This window comes from Micromonospora sp. NPDC049151 (assembly GCF_040648395.1).
In the GTDB taxonomy this organism is placed as follows: domain Bacteria; phylum Actinomycetota; class Actinomycetes; order Mycobacteriales; family Micromonosporaceae; genus Micromonospora.
Genome location: NZ_JBEZDP010000009.1, coordinates 77587 through 102288 on the forward strand (window position 1 = coordinate 77587; position 24702 = coordinate 102288).

The window sequence follows — 24702 nt, forward strand, 5'->3', positions numbered from 1 at the left end:
CTCGGTCAGCCGACGGCGGCCAGGTCGGTCAGCCGGGCCAGCGAGTCCTCCAGGTCGGCGCCGACCCGGCGCAGGCCGAGCCGGAGCAGGGCCGCCTTGACGGGTCCGGCCGGCCACCGCACCACGATCAGGCGTACGACGCTGCCGCCGTCCTCCTCGTCCGGGGTCAGCTGGACGTAGATCTCGGTGCGTGCCTCGGCCCGGGCGCCGGCGCCCTTCGCGCGTTCACGCCAGCCGATCAGCGTCGGCTCCTGGAAGGCGATCACCTCGGCCTCGTGCGCGGCACCGCGTCCGGCCTGGACCAGCTGCCGCCGCCCGAATCCCTCCCCGGACAGGACCTCGGCCGCGCGGACCCCGGCCAGCCAGGCCGGCAACTGCTCGGCGCGCTGCACGACGTCCCAGACCACTTCCACCGGCGCCGCCACGTGTGCGCTGCGTTCCACGAGGATCATGAGTACTTTCCCCCACTTAAATCACATCCGCGATATTCGGCACTCTATGTGTAAATCGGACTTAAGCGGACGGGTTCGGAAAAGACACGCCGAACTCCCTTGCGCCACCCAGTCATCTCGGCCTATGGCGCAGCGGTCCGCGGAGCCCTAGAGTCGCGAGCACGCCTCACGTCCTGGAGGGTGACTTGACGACCGCGATGCCCGAGTTCCCTGCCGGCTTCCGCTGGGGGGTCTCCACGTCCGCGTACCAGATCGAGGGTGCGACCACTGCCGACGGTCGCGGTCCGTCCATCTGGGACACCTTCGCCCACGAGCCGGGCCGGGTCGCCGACGCCAGCACCGGCGACCGGGCGTGCGACCACTTCCACAGGTACGCCGAGGACACCGCGCTGCTGGCCGGGCTGGGGGTGTCCGCGTACCGGTTCTCGCTCGCCTGGCCCCGGATCCAGCCGGCCGGCTCGGGCGCGGCAAACGCCGCCGGGCTGGACTTCTACGACCGGCTGGTGGACGGCCTGCTCGCCGCCGGGGTGGACCCGGTCGCCACGCTGTTCCACTGGGACCTGCCGCAGCCGCTGGAGGACGCCGGTGGCTGGCTGAACCGGGACACCGCCTCCCGCTTCGCCGAGTACGCCGACCTGGCCGCGGCCCGCCTCGGTGACCGGGTGAAGCTCTGGATCACGCTCAACGAGCCGTTCATCCACATGAGCATGGGCTACGGCATGGGCGTGCACGCTCCCGGCCGGATGCTGCTGTTCGACGCCTTCCCGGTGGCCCACCACCAGCTCCTCGGGCACGGTCTCGCGGTCGCCGCGCTGCGCGCCCGCACCACGTCACCGGTGGCGATCGCCAACAACTACTCCCCGGTGCGGGTCGCCGGCGACACCGACGCGGACCGGGCCGCCGCGGCGGCGTACGACGCGCTGCACAACCTCCTGTTCACCGATCCGCTGCTCGGGCGCGGCTACCCGGACGCGCCGGGCATGGACCCGACGGTGATCCGCGACGGCGACCTGGACGTCATCGCCGCCCCGATCGACGTGCTCGGGGTCAACTACTACAACCCGACGGGCATCCGGGCGCCCGAGGCGGACTCGCCGCTGCCGTTCGACATCGTGCCGCTGGAGGGCTACCCGCGCACCGCGTTCGACTGGCCCGTGGCCCCGGACGGCCTGCGGGACCTGCTCCTCCAGCTGCACGAGCGGTACGGCGACGCGCTGCCGCCGGTCCAGGTCACCGAGAGCGGCTGCGCGTACGACGACGCGCCGGACGCCGACGGCCTGGTGCACGACCCGGAGCGGATCGCGTACCTGGACGGGCACATCCGCGCGGTACGCGAGGCGATGGCCGAGGGCGTGCCGGTGACCGGGTACTTCGTCTGGTCGCTGCTGGACAACTGGGAGTGGGCAGAGGGCTTCACCAAGCGGTTCGGCCTGGTGCACGTCGACTTCGACACGCAGCGGCGGACGCCGAAGTCGTCGTACACCTGGTTGCGGGACCTGGTCCGGCGATGACCACAGTGAACCCGACGCCGGCCTCGCTGCCGGCGGCGCTCGCGGAGCCGACAGTGCCGGTGCGGCGCGGCTGGATCGCGCTGATCTTCGCGGCCAACCTGGGCGTCTGGATGGCGTTCTTCACCCCGATCCAGGTGCTGCTGCCGCAGCAGGTGGAACGGATCGCCCCGGCCGACAAGGAGACCATGCTGGCGGTGGTCACCGGCATCGGCGCGCTCGCCGCGGTGCTGGCGAACCCGCTGGCCGGGGCGCTGTCCGACCGCACCTCGCTGCGGCTGGCCAACCGGCACTTCGGCCGCCGGCACGTCTGGACCGCGCTCGGCGCTGTCATCGGCGCGCTCGCCCTGGTGCTGCTGGCCCGGCAGAACACCATCGCCGGGGTGGCGGTGGCCTGGGTCGCCGCGCAGGTCTGCTTCAACGCGATGCTGGCGAGCCTGACCGCGGCGATCCCGGACCGGGTGCCGGTGGCGCAGCGCGGCGGCGTGTCCGGCTGGGTCGGCATCCCGCAGGCGCTGGGCCTGGTGCTCGGCGCGGTGCTGGTGACCGCGGTGGTCACCGGCAACGCGGCCGGGTACGCGGCGATCGCGCTCGCCGTGCTGCTGCTCTCGCTGCCGTTCGCGCTGCTGACCCAGGACGACCACCTGCCCCGGGAGCACCGCTCGCCGCTGCGGCTGCGGTCGCTGTTCGCCTCGATGTGGATCAGCCCGCGCCGCCACCCCGACTTCGCCTGGGCCTGGTTCACCCGGTTCCTGGTGCAGACCGGCAACGCGCTGGGCACGCTCTACCTGCTCTACTTCCTCACCGACGGGGTGCGGGTGGCCGACCCCGAGGGCTCACTGCTGGTGCTGATCCTGCTCTACACGGTCGGGATGATGCTGACCGCCGTGGTCGCCGGGCGCATGTCCGACCGCTCCGGCCGGCGCAAGGTCTTCGTGATCACCTCCGGGCTGATCATGGCGGTGGCGGCGGTGCTGCTGGCGGTGGCGCCGACCTGGTCGATGACGGTCGTGGCGGCGCTGCTGCTCGGCGCGGGCTATGGCGTCTACCTGTCGGTGGACGCCGCGTTGATCACCCAGGTGCTGCCCACCGCCACCGACCGGGCCAAGGACCTCGGCGTGATCAACATCGCCAACTCGGCGCCGCAGGTGCTCGGGCCGGCGCTGTCCGCGCCGATCGTGGTGCACCTCGGCGGCTACCCGACGCTGTACGCGGTCACCGCGGCGGTCACCCTGCTCGGCAGCGCCCTGGTCGTGAAGATCAAGTCGGTGCCCTGACCCGGCCCCCTGCCGGAAACCCGTAGCGGCCCGCCGTAGGCTGGGGGGCGTGACGGTACGTGTACGCTTCGCCCCTTCCCCGACCGGTATGTTCCACGTCGGCGGCGCCCGTTCGGCGCTGCAGAACTGGATCTTCGCCAAGCAGCAGGGCGGGGTGTTCGTGCTGCGCATCGAGGACACCGACGCGGCACGCAACCGGCCCGAGTGGACCGAGGGCATCCTGTCCGCGCTCGACTGGATCGGCATCGCGCGGGGCAGCTACGAAGGGCCGTACTTCCAGTCCTCGTACGCGGGTGAGCACCGAGCCGCCGCGCAGCGGCTGTACGAGGGCGGCCGGGCCTACTACTGCGACTGCACCCGCGAGGACGTGCAGGCGCGTACCGGGCCTCAGCAGCGCGGCTACGACGGCTTCTGCCGCGACCGCGACCTGGGACCGGGCGAGGGGCGGGCACTGCGCTTCCGTACGCCGGACGAGGGCGAGACGGTGGTGGTCGACCTGGTCCGCGGCGAGCCGACGTTCGAGAACAAACTGATCGAGGACTTCGTCATCGCCCGCGGCGACGGCTCCCCGGTGTTCCTGCTGGCGAACGTGGTCGACGACATGTCGATGGGGATCACCCACGTGATCCGGGCCGAGGAGCACCTGCCGAACACCCCGAAGCAGCAGCTGCTGTGGGACGCGCTCGGTGTGAAGCCGCCGATCTGGGCACACGTGCCGGTGGTCGTCAACGAGAAGCGGCAGAAGCTGTCCAAGCGGCGGGACAAGGTCGCGCTGGAGGCGTACCGGGACGAGGGCTACCTCGCCGACGCGATGCGCAACTACCTGATGCTGCTGGGCTGGGCGCCCTCGGGCGACCGGGAGATCGTGCCCTGGTCGGTGATCGAGGAGGAGTTCCGGCTGGACGAGGTCAACCCGTCCCCGGCGTTCTTCGACGAGAAGAAGCTGCGCGCGTTCAACGGCGACTACATCCGGGCACTACCGGTGGCCGACTTCGTCGAGGCGTGCCGGCCGTGGCTCACCGGCACCGACACCATCGCCCCGCCGCCGTGGCAGCCCGACGAGTTCGACCCGGCCGCGTTCGCGGCGGTTGCCCCGCTGGCCCAGACCCGGATCGCGGTGCTCAGCGAGATCGTGCCGAACGTCGACTTCCTGTTCCTGGCCGACCCGCTGATCGACGAGGCGGCCTGGGCCAAGGCGATGAAGGAGGGCGCCGCCGAGCTGCTGGACGCCGCGATCGTCGCGTTCGAGGCGCTGGAGTCCTGGGACGCCGAGTCGCTGAAGGCCACGCTGGAGGCGGTCGGCGCGGAGCGCGGGCTGAAGCTCGGCAAGGCGCAGGCGCCGGTACGCGTCGCGGTCACCGGGCGCACCGTCGGCCTGCCGCTGTTCGAGTCGCTGGAGGTGCTCGGCCGCGACCGTACGCTGACCCGGCTGCGCGCCGCCCGCGTACGCCTGGTCTGAGCCACCGGCCCGCGTCCGGGCGCGTCGCGGCCGGGCAGCGGTATCCCTCGTGAGCGATATGCCTCTGAGTCATCTTTATGACTCAGAGGCATATCCGTTCGCAGCGGTCGTTGCTCCGCGCTGGCTCACCGAGAGTGTTCGCCGCCGTTCAGCGGCGGGTCGCGCGGCGGCGCACCAGCAGCCCTCCCCCGAGCGCGAGGAGCACCACCACGGCCCCGGCCGCCCAGAGCCAGCCCGTACTCCCGCCGTCGTCCGCCCCGGCGGCTGCCGGGGTGGGGCTCGCCGGGGACGGCGCGGCGCTGGTCGGGACCGCACTGACGGTGGGGGCGGCGCTGGTCGGCGGCGCGCTCGCCGAGGGCGGGGTGCCGGTGGTCAGGGTGAAGCGGACCTCTCCCTTGATCGGATGCCCGTCGTCCGAGGCGAGACGGTAGGTCACGACGTAGAGCCCGGCCGGACCCGGCCGGAACGGCACGCTCACCCGCTTGCCGGAGAAGGCCGGTGCCCCGCCGGTAGCGGCCACGTTGTCCGGGCCGGTCACGGTGACCTCGGTGGTGGCCTCCTTCGGCGTGGCCAGGAACCGCAGCTCGATCCGCTCGGGTGCGGCGGCCAGCCGGGCCCCGTCGCGCGGGTCGCTGCCGGTGAGTGAGTTGTGCGCCGCGGCCGGCGCGGCCGGCAGCAGCGCCGACGCCGCCACCACCCCCAACACCACCGCCCAGGTACGCGCCACACGGGCGACCCTGCCCCCCATGGTTCCCTCCGTCCGGGTAGGATCCGGCCGATGATCATCGACCGTTCGTTGGTCGGTCTCAGCTCGCAGATAGTTCCAAATACTCTTCCACCTGCTGCGACCGAGCGCCGTTATGCGGAGTCTTGTGGTGGACACCGGTCCAGTGTGACCCGCAGCGGAAGCCAGCCATCGAACGGGGCGAGGAGGCGGCGATGATCCGAAGGGTGAAACGGCTGCTGGTCGCCGTGACCGGGAGCGTGGCGGCTCTGGCGTGCTCGCTGGCCCTGGCCGGCACGGCGGCGGCCCAGGCCGCGCCCAAGCCCAAGCCGGCCGCCCCGACCGGCGTGGACATCACCGGCGAACGGCTCGACGCGCCGCTGAAACTGCGCACCGACGTCAGCCCCAACGAGGTCAACCTGGTGATCGACCAGGTCAAGTGGCTGGGCACGACCGGTCAGCTGCGCGGCCCGGCCGCCAAGGACCTCGGTCCGAAATACACGGTGCTGGTGCTCGCCGCCGCCGGCCCGCAGCGCACCTACGACCTGTTCCCGCTGGCAAAGGGCGGTCCGCGGATCTACCGGCCGGGCAAGCAGCCGGATTCGAGCAGCACCCGGGCCGGCTGGTTCTTCGGGCGGCTCAACATGCCCGAGACGCTGCGCTCGGTCGGTGTGCCGATGCCGGCGCAGTTCGACACGCTCGCCGGCGGCGTCGGCGGCGGCGGGGAGCGGGTACTGCCGGAGGAGGCGCTCGACCCGGTGCAGGACCTCGACACCGCGCTCGGCGAACTCCAGCGGCTGCTGCTGCTCAACGTGGGCGTCGTGCTGGTGATCACCGCCGGGCTGGCCGGCATCGCGCTGCTGGTCCGCCGCCGCACCCGCTGAGGCCGGACCGGGCCTCGCCCGACCCGGCCGGAGCCGGATCAGCCCAGTCGGTGCCGCGTCAGCACCAGCGGCGCGGCGGACGCTCGCGGCGGATCGTGCGGTTACGCGGGCGTACCGCGCCGTGCCGGTGGGCGCCCGCCCAGCCCGCCAACTCGCTGCGGCAACTCGGGTCGGCAGGTCCGTCGTCGGCCAGGTGCACCGGCTCCGCCGCCCGCTGCCGGGGCACGCCCGGCTCGTCGTCGCCGCGTTCCGGCGACCGGCCGGCCGGCTGCTCGCCCTGGTGGTGCAGGCACGGCCGGCGCTGGTGCATGGCAGTCGCCGGCTGGTCGTGGCCCCGCCGGCAGGCCTCCCCCTGGGCGCAACCGTGCTCGGCCTCCCCCTGCGCCATCCCGGCCTCCCTCACGCGTCGCCCTCGCCTGCCCGGCCGGAGTCTGGCCCGCCGTGCCCTGACACCGTACTGGCCCGGCCGAACAAGATCGTCAGCGCGTACCGGTGCGGCTCGTCACGCCGCCCCGGGCCCGTCACCTCGACGTGCAACAGCTGGTCACGCCGTGTCAGGCTGGGGCGGTGAGCGAACCGGGCGGAACGGAGACGTCGGCGACGCTGCGCCGCATCGAACGGGCGGCGGGCGGGCTGGCCACCGCCAGCGTGGCCCGGATGGACGAGACGCTGCCGTGGTTCCGGGAGTTGCCGGCCGACCAGCGCTCGTGGGTCATGCTCGTCGCCCAGGCCGGTGTGCGCTCGCTGGTGCAGTGGCTGCGCCAGGGCGGCGGCGCGACCGACCGCACCCAGGAGGTGTCGGACGAGGTCTTCGCCGCCGCGCCGCAGGCGCTGGCCCGCACGATCAGCCTCCAGCAGACCGTGGCGCTGATCAAGGTGACCATCGACGTGGTCGAGGAGCAGGTGTCGGACCTGGCCGTGCCGGGCGAGGAGCAGTCACTGCGGGAGGCGGTGCTGCGCTTCTCCCGGGAGATCGCGTTCGCCGCCGCGCGGGTGTACGCCCGGGCCGCCGAGAGCCGCGGCTCCTGGGACGCCCGGTTGCAGGCGCTGCTGGTCGACGCGCTGCTGCGCGGTGACTCCCCCGACGTGCTGGCCAGCCGGGCCGCCGCGCTGGGCTGGACGGACGCGCCGCCGGTGGCGGTGGCGGTGGGCCGCTCCCCCGGCGGCGAGGTGGCCGCCGTGCTGCACACCGTCTACCGGCAGGCCCGGCGGATCGGCGTCGAGGTGATCGGCGGCGTGCACGGCGACCGCCTGGTGATCGTGCTGGGCGGGGCGGCCGATCCGGTGGCGGCCACGGAGAAGCTGCGTACCGCCTTCGGGGACGGGCCGGTGGTGGTCGGCCCGGCGGTGCCCAGCCTGGACGAGGCCACCGAGTCGGCGCGGGCCGCGCTGGCCGGGTTCCGGGCCGCGCCGGCCTGGCCGACCGCGCCCTGCCCGGTCGCCGCCGACGAGCTGCTCCCGGAGCGCGCGCTGGCCGGGGACACCGAGGCCCGCCGCCGGTTGCGCCACGACGTGTACGCGGCACTGGCCCGCTCCGGCGGTGAGCTGCTGGAGACGCTGGACGCGTTCTTCGCCGCCGGCGGCACGCTGGAGAGCGCGGCGCGGGCTCTATTCGTGCACCCGAACACCGTGCGCTACCGGCTGAAGCGGATCGCCGAGGTGACCGGCTTCTCGCCGCTGGCCCCGCGCGACGCGTTCGCGTTGCAGGTCGCGGTGACGGTGGGCCGGCTCGACCCGGTGGCGCCGACGGCCTCCGATCGGCGATGACATCCGACGATCTTTGTAGGTTTCCTCCAAAGGTTCTAGTGCGGTTTCGTGCCGTACGTTACAGCGCGGCACGCCGCGATCCGTCAAAGTCGTACACGTGCTCGCCGTACTCTCCCCTGGACAGGGCTCGCAGAAGCCCGGTTTCCTCGCGCCGTGGCTCGACCTTCCCGGCGCCGAGGCGCGTCTGCGCTGGTGGTCGGCGCTGGCCGGGGTGGATCTGATCCACCTGGGCACCCAGGCGGACGCGGACGAGATCAAGGACACCGCCCGTACCCAGCCGCTGCTGGTCGCCGCCGCGCTGCTCGCCGCCGAGCACCTGCCGATGCACGACGTCGGGCTGGTCGCCGGGCACAGCGTCGGTGAGCTGGGCGCCGCCGCGCTGGCCGGGGTGCTGCCGGCCGAGGCCGCCGTGACGCTCGCCGGCGTACGCGGCCGGGAGATGGCCGCCGCCTGCGCGCTGGAGCCGACCGGGATGGCCGCCGTGCTCGGCGGCGACCCGGAGGAGGTGCTCGCCGCGCTCACGGCACACGGGCTGCACCCGGCCAACCGCAACGGCGCCGGTCAGATCGTGGCCGCCGGTCCGCTCGACGGCCTGGACAAGCTCGCCGCCGAGCCGCCCGCCCGGACCCGCGTCATCCGGCTCCAGGTGGCGGGCGCGTTCCACACGCCGTACATGGCACCGGCCGAGACCGCCCTCGCCGCGGTGGCCGCCGGTGTCCCGGCCACCGCCCCGGCCCGGATCCTGCTGTCCAACCTCGACGGCGCGGCGGTCGGGCACGGCCCGGAAACGATGCGGCGGCTGGTCCGGCAGGTCACCGCCCCGGTCCGCTGGGACCTGTGCATGCGTACGCTGGCCGACCTCGGCGTCACCGGCGTGATCGAACTGCCGCCGGCCGGCACGCTGGCCGGGCTGGTCAAGCGGGAACTCAAGGGCGAGGGCGCGCCCGAGATCGTCACCCTGAACACCCCGGCCGACCTGCCCGCCGCACGGCGGCTGATCGCCCGGCACGCCGGCCCCGCCGCCCGCCCGCCCGCGCCGTGGTTCCGGGTGGTGGTCTCCCCCGCCGCGGGCCGCCTCGACCGGTCGGCCGGGCCGGCCGAGGGCGCCGAGGTGAGCGCCGGCCAGGTCCTCGGCCACGTCGCCGGACCGCACGGGCCGGCCGAGGTGACCGCGCACGACAACGGGCTGCTCACCGAGTGGCTCGCGCACCACGACGACCCGGTCGCCCCGGGCCAGCCCCTCGTCCGCATCGGAGGAACGCAGTAAATGGCCGGCAGCCGGATCGTCGCGATGGGGCACTACCAGCCCTCCCGCGTCGTCACGAACGACGAGATCGCACAGATGGTCGACACCAGCGACGAGTGGATCCGGGACCGGGTCGGCATCGCCACCCGGCGGATCGCGGGCGACGAGACGGTGGCCGACATGGCCGCCTCCGCCGCCGGCAAGGCGCTCGCCAACGCCGGCCTGACCGCCGCCGACATCGACCTGGTCGTGGTGGCGACCTGCTCGTCGGCGGACCGCAGCCCCAACGTGGCCTGCCGGGTCGCGGCCAAGCTGGGCATCAGCGCACCGGCGGCGTACGACCTCAACACCGCCTGCTCCGGCTTCGCGTACGCGCTGGGCACGGTGGACCACGCGATCCGGGCCGGCGCGGCGCGTAACGCGATCGTGGTCGGCGCGGAGAAGCTCTCCGACCTCACCGACTGGACCGACCGCTCGACCTGCATCATCTTCGCCGACGGCGCCGGGGCGGCGGTGGTCACCGCGACCGCCGACGACGAGCCGTCCGGTATCGGGCCGGTGGTCTGGGGTTCCGCGCCGGAGAAGAGCGACGCGGTACGGATCGAGGGCTGGCAGCCGTACATCGCCCAGGAGGGGCAGTCGGTGTTCCGCTGGGCCACCACCGCGCTGGCCCCGCTCGCGCTGCAGGCGTGCGAGCGCGCCGGGGTGGACCCGTCGGAGCTGGCCGCGTTCGTACCGCACCAGGCCAACGCCCGGATCATCGACGGCATCACCAAGCGGCTGAACATCCCGAACGCGATCGTCGCCAAGGACATCGTCGAGTCCGGCAACACGTCGGCGGCGAGCATCCCGCTCGCCCTGTCGAAGCTGGTCGAGCGGCGCGAGGTGCCCTCGGGCGCCCCGGTGCTGCTGTTCGGCTTCGGTGGCGGTCTGACCTACGCCGGTCAGGTCGTGCGCTGCCCCTGAGACCCCCTCGGGCGCGAACGCGCCGAGGCGTGTGGCCGGCGACGCCGGCCACCGGTAACCCCCGATGAGAGGAACCAACCGTAATGACCCGTGACGAGATCACCGCCGGCCTCGCCGAGATCCTCGAAGAGGTTGCCGGGGTGAACCCGGACGACGTGGCCGAGGGGAAGTCCTTCACCGACGACCTCGACGTCGACTCGCTCTCCATGGTCGAGGTCGTGGTGGCGGCCGAGGAGAAGTTCGGCGTCAAGATCCCGGACAACGAGGTGCAGAACCTCAAGACCGTCGGGGACGCGGTCAGCTACATCGAGGCGCAGTCCTGACCATGAGTCGCCCCGACGTCGTCGTCACCGGGCTCGGCGCGACGACCCCGCTCGGCGGGGACGTCGCGTCGACCTGGGACGCCATGCTGGCCGGCCGCTCCGGGGTGAGTGCGCTCACCCAGGAGTGGGCGGCGCAACTGCCCGTCCGGATCGCCGCCGAGCTGGCGGTCGGCCCGTCCGAGGTGCTCGACCGGGTGAAGCTGCGCCGGCTGGACCGCTCGGAGGCGATCGCCATCATCGCCGCCCGGCAGGCGTGGGCCGACGCCGGCCTGACCGACGCCGCGCCGGACCCGGAGCGGCTGGCGGTGAGCGTGGGCTCCGGCATCGGTGGCGCCACCACCCTGCTCGCCCAGGACGACATCCTGGAGGCGTCCGGACCGCGGCGGGTCTCCCCGCACACCATCCCGATGCTGATGCCCAACGGTCCGGCCGCCTGGGTCGGTCTGGAACTGGGCGCCAAGGCCGGCGTGCACACGGTGGCCAGCGCCTGCGCCACCGGCGCGGAGGCGATCGCGCTGGGGCTGGACATCATCCGCGCCGGCCGGGCCGACGTGGTGGTGGCCGGCGGCACCGAGGCGGTCATCCACCCGCTGCCGATCGCCGGCTTCAGCTCGATGCGGGCCATGTCGACCCGCAACGACGAGCCGGAGCGGGCGTCCCGGCCGTGGGACTCGGGCCGCGACGGCTTCGTGCTCGGTGAGGGCGCGGGCGTGGTGATCCTGGAGCGGGCCGAGCACGCCGCCGCCCGGGGTGCCCGGGTGTACGCGCGCCTGGCCGGCGCGGGGATCACCTCGGACGCGTACGACATCGTGCAGCCGCACGCCGAGGGTGAGGGCGCCATCCGGGCCATCGCCCGGGCGGTCGCCGACGCGGACGTGGCCCGTACCGACATCGTGCACGTCAACGCGCACGCCACCTCCACCCCGGTCGGCGACATGCTGGAGATCGGCGCGCTGCGCCAGGCGATCGGCGACCACCCGGTGCTCACCGCCACCAAGTCGATGACCGGGCATCTGCTCGGCGCGGCCGGCGCGCTGGAGTCGATCGCCACCATCCTGGCCATCCGGGACGGCGTGATCCCGCCGACGATCAACCTGGACGACCCGGACCAGGGCCTGACCCTGGACGTGGCCGCGCACAAGCCGCGTCACATGGAGATCCCGGCGGCGCTGAACAACGCGTTCGGCTTCGGCGGGCACAACGTGGCGCTGGTCTTCACCCGCCCCTGATCGGATGTAAGGAAGGGCCCCTTCTTAACAGTCGCCTGTTAAGAAGGGGCCCTTCCTCTACCGCAGGCGTTAAGAGGGGGCCCTTCCTTACACCTCAGCGGCGGTTGCGGGGGTGCTGCCGGGCGGTGCGCTCGTTGCCGTGCCGGTAGTTGCCGGTCCACCGGGCCATGGTCAGCTGCGGATCGTCGCCGACCTCGGCCAGGAACTGCGCGGCCCGGCCACCGCGAAGCGTGCCGGCGACCCGGCCGTGATGCGTGATGACCACCGTGCCGTCGGCGCGCTCGACGTAGCGGAAACCGTGTGCTGCCTCTCCCATTCGCGCCACCCTGCCAGCCGGCCGCCCCGGGCCGCACCCGAGTTACGGCGGCGGTCAGGTACGGCAGGTGGTGGCGGGCAGGCCGGAGACGGGCACCGGGGAGCGGCCGGCCGGGCGGGCCTTGCCGGCGAGCACCGCGGCGAGCCCGGTCATCGAGGCGCGGGTGGACGAGTAGGTGGCCATCAGCGTCGGCGACTTCGCCCCGGACAGCACGTACGGCGTGTCCATCGCCACCGTCACGGCGGCGTCCGCGCGCAGGTCCTTCGCGCCGTCGCCGTACCCGACCAGGTGCACCACGGTGCCGCCGGAGGGCACCACCTTGACCCCGGCCGCGGTGAGCGCGTCGGTCAGCAGCTTGCGGGTGCGCTCCCGGCCGCCGGAGGACGTGACGCTCACCGGTCCGTTCACCGCGCCGCCGCACTTTCCGCGCAGCACCGTCACCGCGGCGGTGGCCAGGGCGTCGGCGGCCTTGTGGTGGGCGGCGCCGCCCAGCGTGGACAGCGCGGGCGTGTCCCGCCCGGCCAGCCGGAACTTCATGGTCAGCACCCGGGTGACCGCCTCGACCAGGCGGGCCCGGGGCAGCGAGCCGTCCTTGAGCGCGGCGCGCAGCCCGTCGTACGCCTGCTTGACGTTCGGGGTCATCAGGATGAGGTCGTTACCGGCGTTGAGCGCGCGTACGGCCGCCTCGCCCGGGGACCACTTCTTCGCCGGGGCCATGTTCATCCCGTCGGTGATCACCACGCCCTGGAAGCCGAGCTGGTCGCGCAGCACGTCGGTGAGCAGCTTGCGGGAGAACGTGGCGGCGGTGCCCGGGTCGACGGCCCTGACGTCCAGGTGGGCCGACATGACCGCCATCGTGCCTGCGCCGATCCCGGCCCGGAAGGGCGGGAACGCGAGGCGGTCCAGCTCGGCGCGGGACTGCTTGATAACTGGTAGTTCGGTGTGTGAGTCGTCGGCACTCAGGCCGTGCCCGGGGAAGTGCTTGACGACCGCGCCGACGCCCTCGGCCTGCAGGCCGCGTACCGCGCCCGCCACCTGCGGCGAGGCGGTCGCCGGGTCGGCGCCGAAGGAGCGGGAGCCGATCACCGTGCTGCGGGTCGCCAGCACGTCGGCGACCGGGGCGAAGTCGAGGTTGATGCCCATCGCGGCCAGCTCGGCCCCGGCGGCCCGCCACGCGGCCTCGGTCAGCGCCGGGTTCCCGGCGGCGCCGGCGGCGAGCGGGCTGGGCAGCAGCGTCACCCCGTCGGTGATACGGGTGACCACGCCGTACTCCTGGTCGGTGCCGATCAGGAAGGGCGCGGAGCCGGCGGGAAGCTTGCCGGCGGCGGCGCGGAGCCCGTCGGTGAGCGCCCGGACCTGCTTGGGGTTGTCCACGTTCGTGGTGGCCTGGTTGCCCGAGGTCGGGTCGTCGGCGCTGAAGCCGACCAGGATCACCCCGCCGAGCCGGTACTTGGCCACCATCTCGGCGGGGGTGTCGACACCGGCCAGCGCCCGGTTTCCGGCCGCCGAACCGGCTGAGACCTCGGTGGCCGAGCTGCCGTACGCGTACGGCATCAGCACCTGCCCGACCAGGTCCTCGTCGCTCAGCGTGCGGACGAGCGCGGCGGCCCGGGCGGCCGGGTCGGCGGTCGGCGGGTCACTCGGCGCCGGCGCGGCCGACGACGGCGCCGGGCTCGACGGCGCGGGCCGGGGCCGGTCCGGCCCGTCCGAGCACCCGGAGACGAGCAGCGCGGTCAGTGCGGCGAGCGCGACGGCGGAGCGCCGCGAGGAAATCGACACGCGGCCCACCGTATCGGGGCAACTCGACCTTCGTCACCCGACCCGGGTGAGCAGCGTGACCGGCGCACCGTCACCGGCGTACCGGTAGGGCTCCAGCTCGGCGTCCCAGGCGGTGCCGAGCGCCTTGTCCAGGGCGTGGGCCAGCGCCTCCGGGCCGCGCGCGGCGGCCATCAGGCTGCGCAGCCGGTCCTCGCCGAGCTGGATGTCGCCGGCCGCGCCGACAGCGGCCCGGAACAGGCCCCGACCCGGCACGTACATGAAGCGCTCGCCGTCGACGCCGGGACTGGGTTCCTCGGTGACCTCGAAACGGATCATGGGCCACTGCCGGAGGGCAGCGGCCAGCTCCGCGCCGGTCCCCGGGCTGCCGGTCCAGCCGCACTCGGCGCGACGGGCGCCCGGATCGACGGGCTGCGCCGTCCAGTGCAGGTTGACCGGCGCGGCGAGGACGCGCGCGATCGCCCACTCGACGTGCGAGCACACGGCGAGCGGGGTCGAGTGGACGTATACGACGCCACGCGTTGGCACGGTGACCTCCCGGTGAGCCGAGGTGCGTCTTCCCCTACGACCTCGTCCTGCCGAGCGGTCCCTGGCACACATGATGACTGTTGTGACTGGTGGTGCGCCAGCGAATCGGAAAATTCGCCGGACCCCGGGGGCGGGAAATACCCGGGCGGCGGACCTGGTTGTGCCCTCTGACGCCGCGATCACCAGCCAGGTGTCGTGGTCGTGTACAGTTCTCTGGGCGGTTCTGTGCCGCCGTACATCTTCGCGGGCCGGCGCTCATCCGGGCGTCATCCGCACAGCCCCCGGACGGCTTCCGTCCCCACCGTACGTCTGCAAGGAGTACCTCCGTGGCGAGCAACACCTCTAAGACCGCGCGCGCGTCAGTCCGGGCCGGCCAGGCTGGCCAGGGTGGCGCCCTCAGCGTGCTGGGCGAGTTCAAGTACCTGATCCCGCTCAACGGCGGCAAGCACGCCTACGTGCGCAACCTGACCAACGGCAAGACCGCGCACCTGCGCACCGACTCCGACGCCTTCGTCGAGGAGATCCGCGTGCTGGCCGCCGCCGGCCACGCCGCCAAGATCCGCGCCGAGATCAACGGCCTGGCCGCGTCCTACCCGGACCACGGCTGGGACGCCACCGAGAAGCGCCTGGTCGAGGCCGGTGTCTTCGAGGGCTGAGCACCCTCACCCGCACCACCGCTACCGCCCGCCGGGATCACCCGGCGGGCGGTTTCGCGTCTGCTCCTGCGGCAGCAGCGCCACCTCGCCCGTGGCCAGGTCGTAGAGGGCGCCCTCCACCGCCAGCTCACCGGCCTCCACAGGACCGGCGAGCCGGTCGTCGCGGCGCAACGCGGCCACGGTGCGCCGGACGTGGCGGCGGATGGCCAGCGGGTGCGCGTCCGGGTCGTCCACCCCGACGTCGGTCACCGCCGGGGCGATCCGGTCCACCACGTACGCCAGGTCCCCGCCGGGTCGCCGCCCGGCGCGCAGCGCCTCGACGGTCGAGCCGACCGCGCCGCAGCGCTCGTGGCCCAGCACCATCACCAGGCGTACGCCCAGTTGCTCCACCACGTACTCGATCGAGCCGCGGACGGCCCGGTCCAGCACGTGCCCGCCGGTACGGATCACGCAGATCGAACCGAACGTCTGGTCGAAGATCGCCTCCAACGGAACCCGGGAGTCGATACAGCCCAGCACCACCGCGTACGGCTGCTGGTCGCCGGAGGCCACCGCCGCGGCGGCGGTGACGTCGTGCCCGTGCACCGGCTGCCCGCTGACGAAGCGGCGGTTGCCGGCGAGCAGCTCGGCCAGCGCGGCACGCGGACTGGTGGTCGGCATGTCTCCAGCCTGGTCACCGATCCGACGACGTGGGGCCGGACGGGAATCTTCTCTCCGGACCGGTTGCCGTGGTCTCATGGCGGGTAACGCCGGTGTCACCGCCGGGTCATCCGGTGGACACACATCGGCGGGCCCGGGAGGTGGACGATGCCGGACCTGGAACTGCGGCTCCCCGACGACGTACGGCTGCACGTGTCCGTCACCGGGCCGGTCGACGCCGACGTCACCGCCGTGCTGCTGCACGGCTGGACGCTCGACGGGCGCAGCTGGCACCGCCAGGTCGCCGAGCTGCGGGAACGCTTCGGCGGCCGGGTCCGCGTGGTCACCTACGACGCGCGCGGCCACGGCCGGTCGAGCTGCCTGGCGCTGCGCGACGCCACCCTCGCCCAGCTCGGCGACGACCTCGCCGCGGTGATCGACGAGATCGTCCCGGCCGGTCCGATCGTCCTGGTCGGGCACTCGATGGGCGGGATGACGGTGATGGAGTACGCCCACCGGCACCCCGACCGGTTCGCCGCGCGTACCGCCGGGCTGGTCTTCGTCTCCACCACCGCCGAGGGGCACACGCACACCGCGTACGGCCTCTCCCCCCGGATCACCCGGCTGATCCGCCTGGCCGAGACGACAGGCGCCGGGGTGCTGGCCCGCTGCGGCGGCTGGCGGCCCCCGCACGCGCTGCTGCGCGCGCTGCGCCCGAGCATCCGCTGGATGCTGTTCGGCGACCGCTGCGACCCGGCGGACATCCGGCTGGTCACCTCGGCGGTGGCCCGGGCCACGCTGCGCTCGATCGGCGGTTTCCGCGCCTCGATCGGCGCCCAGCACCGGCTGGAGACGCTCGCCGCGCTCGGCGGGCTGCCGGCCGCCGCGCTGGTCGGCGACCGGGACCGGCTCACCCCGCCGCCCTGCGCCGAGTCGATCGCGGCGGCGCTGCCCACCACGGAGCTGACCGTCTGCCCGGGTGCCGGGCACATGTTGATGATGGAGCGCCCCGAGAAGGTCAACGCCGCTCTGGCCGGCGTGCTGGACCGGGTACTGGCCGACCGCCCGGCGGTCCGCCGCTGAGCGTCCCCGCACGCGGGCGGCACCGACGTACGCCACGTGCGCGGCATGCCCCGGTGTGCCGGTTGCCGGCGGCCCGTACCCTCATTCAGCCCGTCGTGCCCTCCGAACACAGGAGCATCCGCGTTGACCGACCAGACCACGCTGGACCGGGAGATCGCCGCCGAGCAGCGTCACCTCGACCGGGTGTACGCCCGGCTGGCCGAACTGCGCCGGTCTGCGGCCGACGCCGAGCGGGAGGGCTACCTGCTGGCCCGGGTCGGCAACTTCGGCGCGCTGGTCGAGCGGGACGCGATGGTCTTCCACGCCGCCCAGCGCCGGCACGTGCTGGACGCCGAGCACGAGGGTCTGGTGTTCGGCCGGCTGGACCTGCGGACCGGGCAGGTGCTGCACGTCGGCCGCCTGGGCGTGCGGGGCGTGGACGCGGAGACGCTGGTGGTGGACTGGCGGGCGCCCGCCGCCGCCGCGTTCTACCAGGCCACGCCCGCCGAGCCGCGCGGCGTGGTGCGCCGGCGCACGATCCAGTCCGCCTCCGAGAAGGTCACCCGGATCGAGGACGACCTGCTGGATCCGGAGGCCGCGCCGCCGGACATGGCGGTGGTCGGTGACGGGGCCCTGCTGGCCACGCTGTCCCGGGCCACCGGCCGGGGCATGCGGGACATCGTCGCCACCATCCAGCGGGAGCAGGACGAGGCGATCCGCTCCCCCGGCGACGGCGTCACGATCGTCTCCGGCGGCCCGGGCACCGGCAAGACGGCGGTGGCGCTGCACCGGGCCGCGTACCTGCTCTACTCCGACCGGGCCCGGTACGCCGGCGGCGGCATCCTCGTGGTCGGCCCGTCCGGCGTGTTCGTCGAGTACATCGCCTCGGTGCTGCCCTCGCTGGGCGAGGAGACGGCCACGCTGCACTCGCTCGGCTCGCTGTTCCCCGGCCTGTCCGCGTCCCGCGCCGACCCGCCGGACGTGGCGGCGGTGAAGGGTTCGCTGCGGATGCGCCGGGTGCTGGAACGCGCGGTCCGCGACGCGGTGCCGGACTCCCCGGCCGAGCTGCGCCTGCTCTACCGGGGCGAGCTGCTGCGCCTGGAGCGCGCCGCGCTGGACGCGGTCCGGGACCGGACGCTGGCCCGGGGCGCCCGCCGCAACGAGGTGCGCCGGGCGGCGTTCGACGCGGTGCTCGCCGCGCTCTACGCGCAGGCCCGCACGCTGCGGGTGGGCCGGCTGCCGGAGCAGCCGGCGTTCGAGGACGAGATCATCGAGCGGCCGGAGTTCCGCGAGTTCCTCAAGGCGTGGTGGCCGCGGCTGCACCCGCGGCACGTGCTGGACTGGCTGGCCCGCCCGGACCGGCTGCGCCGCTACGCCGGGGGGATCCTCTCCTCGGCCGAGATCCGGCTGCTCGGGCAGGCGTACCGCACGCTCGGGACCGACGGGCTGACCGTGGCGGACATCGCGCTGCTCGACGAGCTGGACGCGCTGCTCGGCAAGCCCGTGCAGCGGGCCCGGCCCAGGCGCGACCCGTACCAGCTCGCCGGTGGCGTGCGCGAGCTGAGCACGTACGCCGACCGGCAGCGTGCCGCCCGCGCGGCGGCCCGGGAGCGTCCGGCCGACTACCGCGACTACGCGCACGTGGTGGTGGACGAGTCGCAGGACGTCTCGCCGATGCAGTGGCGGATGGTCGGGCGGCGCGGGCGGCTGGCGTCCTGGACGGTGGTCGGCGATCCGGCGCAGACCGCCTGGACCGGCGACCCGCAGGAGCTGGACCGCGCCCGGGACCAGGCGCTGGGCCGACGCAAGCGGCACCGCTACGAGCTGACCACCAACTACCGCAACTCGGCGGAGATCTTCGCGGTGGCGGCGGCGGAGATCCGCCGGCTCTACCCGGACCTGCCGCTGCCCGACGCGGTGCGGTCCACCGGCGTGCCGCCGGTCGAGCGCACGGTGCCCGCCGCCGACCTGCCGGCGGCCACCGTCGAGGCGGCCGAGGCGCTGCTCGCGCAGGTGGAGGGCACCGTTGGTGTGATCACGCCGGTGCCACGCCGGGACGAGGTGGCCGGCTGGCTGGGCGCGCTCGGCGCGAGCCGGCTCCAGGTGGTCACCAGCCTCCAGGCGAAGGGCATGGAGTACGACGGCGTGGTGCTGGTGGCGCCGAGTGAGATCCGGGCCGACCCCGGTTCGGGGGTACGCACGCTCTACGTGGCGCTGTCCCGGGCGACCCAGCGCCTCACCACGCTCGACCCGCTCTGAGGGACACCCGTCCGCGCCCCTGACGTCACCCACAGTTCAGTTGCATACATAGCGATGTGAACATACATTGGGCCTGGCCGGTACGGGGCAGGAAGGGTGTTGGCGTGGGCGCAGGTCATGACCACAGCGGCGCGGTGGCCAACGCGGCACACCGCCACCGGGGCCGCCTCTGGGCCGCCTTCGCGCTGCTCGCCGTCCTGATGGTGGTCGAGGCGGTGGCCGCCTTCACCACCGGCTCGCTCGCGCTGCTCTCCGACGCCGGGCACATGTTCACCGACGTCCTCGGCATCGGCATGGCACTGGCCGCGATCACCGCCGCCCGCCGCGCCGGCACCGACCCGCAGCGCACGTTCGGGCTCTACCGGCTGGAGGTGCTCGCCGCCCTGGCCAACGCCGTGCTGCTCGGCGCCGTCGCGCTCTACGTCCTGGTCGAGGCGGTACGCCGGTTCGGCGAGCCGCCGGAGGTGCTGGCCGGCCCGATGCTCGTGGTGGCGGTGCTCGGCCTGCTCGCCAACATCGTCGCGTTCGCGCTGCTGCGCGCCGGGGCGAAGGAGAGCATCAACCTGCGCGGGGCGTACCTGGAGGTGCTCGGCGATCTGCTCGGCTCGCTCGGCGTGATCGCCGCCGCGCTGGTCATCGCCGCGACCGACTGGTGGTGGGCCGATCCGCTGGTAGCCGTCGGGATCGGCCTGTTCATCCTGCCGCGCACCTGGCGGCTCGGCCGGGCCGCGCTGCGCATCCTGGTGCAGGCCGCGCCGGAGCACCTCCAGGTGACCGCCGTGCACGACCGGCTGGCCGCCGTACCCGGCGTGGCCGAGGTGCACGACCTGCACGTGTGGACGCTCACCTCGGGCATGGAGGTGGCCTCGGCGCACCTGACCACCGACCCGGGCGTGGACCCGGGGCAGGTGCTGGCCGCCGCGCGGGCCGCCCTGCACGAGGACTTCTCCATCGATCACGCCACGTTGCAGGTCGAACCCGGAGCGTCGGCCGGCGTGTGCGGGAAGACCGAGTGGTGATTAGGGCAGACTTAAATCACTGTGGCTGTTGTAGTCTTATGCCGGTTTTGCCCCACCTAGTGGCGTTGCTCCACCGAGCCACGCCCGGGCAGCGCCGGTAGTGTCGGTCGCGGCCGCACCCGCGGACGCCACCGGCCCCGGTGGGGCGGCCGTCGCCTAATCGTCCGCAGGGACGAGCCGGGGAACCACGTACGTGGGGTGCATCCGCGTCAGCGGTAGGGATCTTCCGTCCCGAACCCGTCAGCTAACCCGGTCGGCGTTGACGGAAGGACGTGTGAATGCCCCACGTGGCACCTGTACGACGGACAGCCGCCCGGTTGGCGGCCCTGCTCGTCGCGACGCTGGCCCTCGGCGTCGCGACTGTTCCGGTCTCCCCCGCCTCGGCGGGGCCGGCGACCGGCCTGCTCGCCGCCGCGCCCGGCGGCGACGACGAGGGCGGCACGCCCGAACTGCGTGCCCAGCTCGACGCCGCCAGCAAGGGCTGGCTGGAGGCCAAGGCCGCGCTGAACCGGTCGGTGAGCCGCCAGAAGCAACTGAACGAACAGCTCAAGACGGTCGGCGCCGAGCTGGCCGTACGCGACGCCAAGGTCGGCGAGATCGCCGCCGTGGCGTACCGCAACGGCCGCCTGGGCACCGCCGGGGTGCTGCTGGGCAGCAGCAGCCCGGAGGGCTTCATGGACCGGGCCGCCGCGCTGGAACAGGTCGCCGCGCACGAGGACCGTACGCTGCGCGACCTGATCGCCACCCGGGACCAGGCCACCCGCACCCGCGCCCAGCTCGACGGCGAGATCCGCGAGCAGCGCAAGCAGGTGACGGTGATGGCCAAGCGCAAGGAGCAGGCCGAGCGCGCCCTGGAGGTGGCGAACGACCGCGCCACGCGCAGCAGCAGCGGCGGCAGCGTCCAGGGCACCTCCACCAAGAACGCGAAGCCGGCGCCGCGCAACTCGGACGGCTCCTGGCCCCCGGAGTCGTGCAGCGTCAACGACCCGACCCCGGCCAACGGCTGCATCACCCCGCGCACGCTGCACGCGCTGCAACAGGCGAAGGCGGCCGGCTTCACCAGGTACGTCTCGTGCCACCGGCCCAGCGGCTCGGGCGAGCACCCGAAGGGGCGGGCCTGCGACTTCGCCGCGCAGAAGAACGGCTTCGGCGGCGTGGCCTCCGGCGGCGACCGGACGTACGGCAACAACCTGGCCGCGTACTTCGTGCGCAACGCCGACCCGCTCGCCGTGCTCTACGTGATCTGGTTCAAGCAGATCTGGCTGCCCAGCAGCGGGTGGAAGTCGTACAGCGGGGGCAACGGCGACCCGTCCAGCGACCACACCAACCACGTGCACCTGTCGGTGTACTGAGCGCCCGGAAGGGGCCGGCCGGATCAGGCCGGCCGGCCCTCCAGGGTCGCTCCGAGACGCGCCGCCAGGCCCAGGTGAGCCGCCCGGGCCTGGCGGAACGCGTACCCGAACAGCGGTGCCGGCGCGGTGAGCGTGATCTCCACCTCGACGCGTACCGTGCCGTCGTCCTCGTCGCGCAGCCGGGTGTGGTTGCGTACGGTCGTCGCCGGCTGCTGCCGGGCGACGGTGACCACCTCGTCCTCGCTCGCGATCAGCACGTCCGCCTGGTAGGTCACCGGGAAGTGCAGCGGGCCGAGTTGCAGCCGGTCGGTGATCGCGTAGCTGGCCAGCGCGCCGGGCCGGGCCGGCAGCTTCCGGACCCGGACGATCAGCGGATGCAGCTCACCCTGGCGACTCAGGTCGCCTAGCAGGGCCACCGCTTCGGCCCGGCTGCACCGGGCCTGCACGGTGTAGCTGAAGCTGTCGCTGCTCTGCAAGCGGGCCCCCTCGCCGTCGTGCGTCGCGACGATCGTCCCGTACCGACGCCGGACTGGCAACGGGTAGAAGGTCCCCTGGCCGCAGGGGGTGCGAACGGCGCTCAGGCGCCGGGCAGCACCTCGGGGGTGTCGTCGGCGAACCACGGCTCGGGCGCGCCGAAGAGGCCGAGCAGGCCGGTCACCCAGAGCTGCCGGTGCACGAACCGGCTCGGCTCGGTGACCACGAGCTTGACGCCGCTGACCTCGCAGGTCTGGAAGCCGGCGACCATGGCGCTGATGCCGACCGAGTCGATGAACGTGACAAGCCGCATGTTCAGCTCGATCCGCGCGGGGCGGGCCTTCGCGAGCACCTCGGCGATCGCTTCCCGCACCTCGTACGCGGTGTCGACGTCGATCTCCCCACGGGGCGCGATCTCGACGACACCACCCGGCCGCACCGACTTCACGATCGACAGGCTCACGCGAGCACCTCCACTCGCCCATGACGGGCGCCTCATCAGTACGCGGGCCGCGACCGAGAGTATTCCTCCCACGCCCCGGTCGCCACCCCCCGGGATGAGCAATTCGCGAACTGGGCACACCTGGGCGTACCCAATCCGGACCACCGGGTTCCAGTTTCCCCCTGTGGCGGGCCACGGCCAACCGTGCGACCGGGCGGGCCCGCCGATCCCGCGGACCAGGGTAGCTGGCGCACGCACGTCCCGTCCGCACCCGTCCCGGCGCGTTCGGGTGCTTCGTCCCGTTCACCGGCCGCACCCGCCATGACCCGGGCGTGGTTTGCCGCCGGGTCCGGTGGGGCACTGCCCGGGACAGTGACCGCCGGATGGACACCGGAGTCCGAAGTGGCCGCCGGCCTTCGGCACCCGAGGAGGTAGAACGATGTTCGGAACCAACCTGCTGGACCGCCGGGGCAAGGCCGAGCGGGTCGCCGACCAGGCGTGGCAGCACCTGCTCTCCGCCGTCGGTTCCGCCGGTGACAGCATGCGCGACGCCACCCGGACCGCCCGCCGCAGCTCCTCCGGCCTGGCCGACGACGCCACCGACCTGGTCGGCTCCGCCGCCGAGGAGGCACGCCGCCGGGCCGGTCTCGCGTTCGACGCGCTCGCCGGCCGCCGTCCCGCGCTGCCCTGGACGCTGCTGATCGCGGCGGCGCTCGCCGGCGCGGCGATCGGCTGGGCCGCCGGCACCGCGGCACGCGCCGCCGGCAGCCGGGACCGCGCCGCCGACGACATCGAGTTCGTGGACGTGGACCGGCCGAACTCCCCGGCCGGCCTGGACGGCTGACCCCAGACGCGCCAGACACGGTGGCCGCCCCCGGGACTCCCGGGGGCGGCCACCGTGCTGCCTCACCCGGATCGGGCGAGGGCCGCTCACCCGGAACGCGCGCAGGATCGCGGGTGCGGGACCACGTGCCCGTGCCGCGACCGACGGGAGGGAGAGCCGGATGGCCACCGACACGATCACGCGTACCGACCGGGACATCCAGTCCGCCGTGCTCGACGAGCTGACCTGGGAACCCCGGGTCGGCCCGGACGAGATCGGGGTGACTGTCACCGAGGGCGTGGTGACGCTCACCGGCCGGGTGGACAGCTACGCCAAGAAGTGGGCCGCCGAGCGGGCCGCGCACCGGGTCACCCGGGTCCGCGCGGTCGCCAACGACCTCGCCGTCCGGATCGGCACCGCGGCCGGGCGGGAGGACCCGGAGATCGCCATCGCCGCCGTCCGGGCGCTGGAGTGGGACGCGTTCGTGCCGATCGAGACGTTGCAGGTGACTGTGGCCGACGGCTGGGTCACGCTGCACGGCGAGGTCGAGTGGGAGTACCAGCGGCGGGCCGCCGAACGCGCGGTCGCCCGGCTCACCGGCGTGTGCGGGGTGAGCAACGGCATCGCGGTGCGTCCCACCGCCCACCCGGACGGAGACGACCTGGCCGAGCGGATCGTGGACGCGCTGGCCCGCAACCGCGCCACCGAGGCCGAGGAGGTCGACGTGCGGGTGCACGGCGACACGGTGCTGCTGGACGGGCAGGTCCACTCGGCCGGCGAACGCGAGGAGATCGAGCGGGTGGTGTGGAACGCCCCCGGCATCCGCGAGGTGCGCAACCACCTCGCCGTGCGATGAGGCGGAACCACCCCGCCCGGGTGAGCCCGGCTCACCCGGGCGACCGCCACCGTGGGAGGCATGAGTGATCCGAACCGGCTGACCACGAGCGGGCGGGTGAGTGCCGGATGACCACGCCACTTCAGGTCACCACCGCGCGGCTACGGGTCCCGGTGACCGAACGCGACCATGTCCGCGGGCCGGTGGACGCGCCGGTCACAGTCGTCGAGTACGGCGACTTCCAGTGCCGGTTCTGCGGCGCCGCGTACCCGAACCTGACCGAGGTGCTGCGTCAGCGGGCCGACGTGGTGCGGCTGGCGTACCGGCACTTCCCGATCACGAACGTCCACCCGTACGCGGAGAACGCCGCGGAGACCGCCGAGGCCGCCGCCGCGCGGGGCCGGTTCTGGGAGATGTACGACTGGCTCTACCAGCACCAGGACCAGCTCGACCCGGTGCACCTGTCGCTCGGCGTCGAGCAGATCGGCCTGTCGCCGGAGGAGGTCGCCGCGGAGGTCGGCCGCCAGGAACACGCCGACCGGGTCCGGCAGGACTTCGTCGGCGGCATCCGCAGCGGCGTCGACGCCACCCCGACGCTGTTCGTGAACGACATGCGCCACGACGGCGGCTACGACCTGGCCGAACTGCTCGCAGTGGTGGACGCCGCCGCCGACGCCTGAGAGCTG

General features: G+C 73.8%; 26 protein-coding genes and 1 riboswitch. Of the genes, 17 read left to right on the forward strand and 9 right to left on the reverse strand.

Annotated elements, in window-relative coordinates; translation table 11 throughout:
• Positions 1-5 precede the first annotated feature (5 nt).
• A complete protein-coding gene (locus AB0B20_RS13075) occupies positions 6-452 on the reverse strand; it encodes an SRPBCC family protein (protein WP_357390309.1) in 447 nt (148 codons plus the stop codon).
• 197 nt (positions 453-649) lie between these two features.
• Between AB0B20_RS13075 and AB0B20_RS13080 the strand changes: the two genes are divergently transcribed.
• The 3 genes from AB0B20_RS13080 to gltX are packed head-to-tail and all read left to right on the forward strand — an operon-like array spanning position 650 to position 4696.
• Complete coding sequence (locus AB0B20_RS13080) at positions 650-1963, forward strand: GH1 family beta-glucosidase (RefSeq protein ID WP_357470660.1); 1314 nt, start codon at positions 650-652, stop codon at positions 1961-1963.
• Complete coding sequence (locus AB0B20_RS13085; RefSeq protein ID WP_357470500.1) at positions 1960-3237, forward strand: MFS transporter; 1278 nt, start codon at positions 1960-1962, stop codon at positions 3235-3237. Before AB0B20_RS13080 ends, AB0B20_RS13085 begins: the two co-directional genes overlap by 4 nt.
• Before the next feature lie 49 nt (positions 3238-3286).
• Positions 3287-4696 (forward strand): glutamate--tRNA ligase, encoded by a 1410-nt coding sequence (gene gltX / locus AB0B20_RS13090; RefSeq protein WP_357390315.1) that lies wholly within the window; start codon positions 3287-3289, stop codon positions 4694-4696.
• 148 nt (positions 4697-4844) lie between these two features.
• Here the strand turns inward: gltX and AB0B20_RS13095 are convergent, their stop codons facing one another.
• Positions 4845-5444 carry a copper resistance protein CopC gene (locus AB0B20_RS13095; RefSeq protein WP_357390317.1) on the reverse strand — a complete coding sequence of 200 codons (600 nt, stop codon included), beginning with the start codon at positions 5442-5444 and terminating at the stop codon, positions 4845-4847.
• Between the two features lie 191 nt (positions 5445-5635).
• Between AB0B20_RS13095 and AB0B20_RS13100 the strand changes: the two genes are divergently transcribed.
• On the forward strand, positions 5636-6304 hold the full coding sequence (locus AB0B20_RS13100; protein WP_357390319.1) for a hypothetical protein: 669 nt from the start codon (positions 5636-5638) through the stop codon (positions 6302-6304).
• Between the two features lie 58 nt (positions 6305-6362).
• Here the strand turns inward: AB0B20_RS13100 and AB0B20_RS13105 are convergent, their stop codons facing one another.
• The gene (locus AB0B20_RS13105; protein WP_357390321.1) at positions 6363-6692 is read right to left on the reverse strand and encodes a hypothetical protein; all 330 of its coding nucleotides are present in this window, start codon (positions 6690-6692) and stop codon (positions 6363-6365) included.
• 104 nt (positions 6693-6796) lie between these two features.
• On the opposite strand from AB0B20_RS13105, the gene AB0B20_RS13110 reads away from it, so the two are divergent.
• The 5 genes from AB0B20_RS13110 to fabF all read left to right on the forward strand — a co-directional run bounded on the left by AB0B20_RS13110 (position 6797) and on the right by fabF (position 11835).
• On the forward strand, positions 6797-8071 hold the full coding sequence (locus AB0B20_RS13110) for a helix-turn-helix domain-containing protein (RefSeq protein WP_357390323.1): 1275 nt from the start codon (positions 6797-6799) through the stop codon (positions 8069-8071).
• A gap of 97 nt (positions 8072-8168) precedes the next feature.
• Positions 8169-9338 (forward strand): acyltransferase domain-containing protein, encoded by a 1170-nt coding sequence (locus AB0B20_RS13115; RefSeq protein ID WP_357390325.1) that lies wholly within the window; start codon positions 8169-8171, stop codon positions 9336-9338.
• Positions 9339-10283 (forward strand): beta-ketoacyl-ACP synthase III, encoded by a 945-nt coding sequence (locus AB0B20_RS13120; protein WP_357390327.1) that lies wholly within the window; start codon positions 9339-9341, stop codon positions 10281-10283.
• Between the two features lie 83 nt (positions 10284-10366).
• Complete coding sequence (locus AB0B20_RS13125) at positions 10367-10606, forward strand: acyl carrier protein (RefSeq protein ID WP_007072348.1); 240 nt, start codon at positions 10367-10369, stop codon at positions 10604-10606.
• A 2-nt stretch (positions 10607-10608) separates the two neighbouring features.
• The gene (gene fabF, locus AB0B20_RS13130) at positions 10609-11835 is read left to right on the forward strand and encodes a beta-ketoacyl-ACP synthase II (RefSeq protein ID WP_357470503.1); all 1227 of its coding nucleotides are present in this window, start codon (positions 10609-10611) and stop codon (positions 11833-11835) included.
• A gap of 94 nt (positions 11836-11929) precedes the next feature.
• Here the strand turns inward: fabF and AB0B20_RS13135 are convergent, their stop codons facing one another.
• The 3 genes from AB0B20_RS13135 to AB0B20_RS13145 are packed head-to-tail and all read right to left on the reverse strand — an operon-like array spanning position 11930 to position 14455.
• Positions 11930-12151 carry a hypothetical protein gene (locus tag AB0B20_RS13135; RefSeq protein WP_357390331.1) on the reverse strand — a complete coding sequence of 74 codons (222 nt, stop codon included), beginning with the start codon at positions 12149-12151 and terminating at the stop codon, positions 11930-11932.
• Between the two features lie 54 nt (positions 12152-12205).
• Positions 12206-13930 carry a glycoside hydrolase family 3 protein gene (locus AB0B20_RS13140; protein ID WP_357390333.1) on the reverse strand — a complete coding sequence of 575 codons (1725 nt, stop codon included), beginning with the start codon at positions 13928-13930 and terminating at the stop codon, positions 12206-12208.
• Between the two features lie 33 nt (positions 13931-13963).
• Positions 13964-14455, reverse strand: a complete 492-nt coding sequence (locus AB0B20_RS13145) for a DUF3145 domain-containing protein (RefSeq protein WP_135241468.1) — start codon at positions 14453-14455, stop codon at positions 13964-13966.
• Positions 14456-14781: 326 nt separating this feature from the next.
• Here AB0B20_RS13145 and AB0B20_RS13150 point away from each other — a divergent pair, with 326 nt between their 5' ends.
• A complete protein-coding gene (locus AB0B20_RS13150) occupies positions 14782-15111 on the forward strand; it encodes a hypothetical protein (RefSeq protein ID WP_013287842.1) in 330 nt (109 codons plus the stop codon).
• A 21-nt stretch (positions 15112-15132) separates the two neighbouring features.
• On the opposite strand, the gene AB0B20_RS13155 is transcribed toward AB0B20_RS13150, so the two are convergent.
• A complete protein-coding gene (locus tag AB0B20_RS13155; RefSeq protein ID WP_357390335.1) occupies positions 15133-15771 on the reverse strand; it encodes a carbonic anhydrase in 639 nt (212 codons plus the stop codon).
• A 147-nt stretch (positions 15772-15918) separates the two neighbouring features.
• Between AB0B20_RS13155 and AB0B20_RS13160 the strand changes: the two genes are divergently transcribed.
• The 4 genes from AB0B20_RS13160 (at position 15919) to AB0B20_RS13175 (ending at position 21442) form a co-directional block, all read left to right on the forward strand.
• Positions 15919-16833 (forward strand): alpha/beta hydrolase, encoded by a 915-nt coding sequence (locus tag AB0B20_RS13160; RefSeq protein ID WP_357390337.1) that lies wholly within the window; start codon positions 15919-15921, stop codon positions 16831-16833.
• 123 nt (positions 16834-16956) lie between these two features.
• The gene (locus tag AB0B20_RS13165) at positions 16957-19071 is read left to right on the forward strand and encodes an AAA family ATPase (RefSeq protein ID WP_357470507.1); all 2115 of its coding nucleotides are present in this window, start codon (positions 16957-16959) and stop codon (positions 19069-19071) included.
• A 104-nt stretch (positions 19072-19175) separates the two neighbouring features.
• Positions 19176-20090 carry a cation diffusion facilitator family transporter gene (locus AB0B20_RS13170; RefSeq protein ID WP_357390341.1) on the forward strand — a complete coding sequence of 305 codons (915 nt, stop codon included), beginning with the start codon at positions 19176-19178 and terminating at the stop codon, positions 20088-20090.
• A gap of 143 nt (positions 20091-20233) precedes the next feature.
• Positions 20234-20364, forward strand: a riboswitch (cyclic di-AMP (ydaO/yuaA leader).
• A 4-nt stretch (positions 20365-20368) separates the two neighbouring features.
• Positions 20369-21442 carry a hypothetical protein gene (locus AB0B20_RS13175; RefSeq protein WP_357390343.1) on the forward strand — a complete coding sequence of 358 codons (1074 nt, stop codon included), beginning with the start codon at positions 20369-20371 and terminating at the stop codon, positions 21440-21442.
• 23 nt (positions 21443-21465) lie between these two features.
• Here the strand turns inward: AB0B20_RS13175 and AB0B20_RS13180 are convergent, their stop codons facing one another.
• Positions 21466-21918: an SRPBCC family protein gene (locus AB0B20_RS13180; RefSeq protein WP_357390345.1), complete on the reverse strand. Its 453-nt coding sequence runs from the start codon at positions 21916-21918 to the stop codon at positions 21466-21468.
• A gap of 101 nt (positions 21919-22019) precedes the next feature.
• On the reverse strand, positions 22020-22379 hold the full coding sequence (locus AB0B20_RS13185; RefSeq protein ID WP_354872311.1) for an STAS domain-containing protein: 360 nt from the start codon (positions 22377-22379) through the stop codon (positions 22020-22022).
• 418 nt (positions 22380-22797) lie between these two features.
• Here AB0B20_RS13185 and AB0B20_RS13190 point away from each other — a divergent pair, with 418 nt between their 5' ends.
• The 3 genes from AB0B20_RS13190 (at position 22798) to AB0B20_RS13200 (ending at position 24696) form a co-directional block, all read left to right on the forward strand.
• Positions 22798-23202 carry a hypothetical protein gene (locus AB0B20_RS13190; protein WP_357390347.1) on the forward strand — a complete coding sequence of 135 codons (405 nt, stop codon included), beginning with the start codon at positions 22798-22800 and terminating at the stop codon, positions 23200-23202.
• Positions 23203-23362: 160 nt separating this feature from the next.
• A complete protein-coding gene (locus AB0B20_RS13195; RefSeq protein WP_357391175.1) occupies positions 23363-24037 on the forward strand; it encodes a BON domain-containing protein in 675 nt (224 codons plus the stop codon).
• 107 nt (positions 24038-24144) lie between these two features.
• Positions 24145-24696, forward strand: a complete 552-nt coding sequence (locus AB0B20_RS13200; protein WP_357391177.1) for a thioredoxin domain-containing protein — start codon at positions 24145-24147, stop codon at positions 24694-24696.
• The last annotated feature ends 6 nt before the right edge of the window (positions 24697-24702 follow it).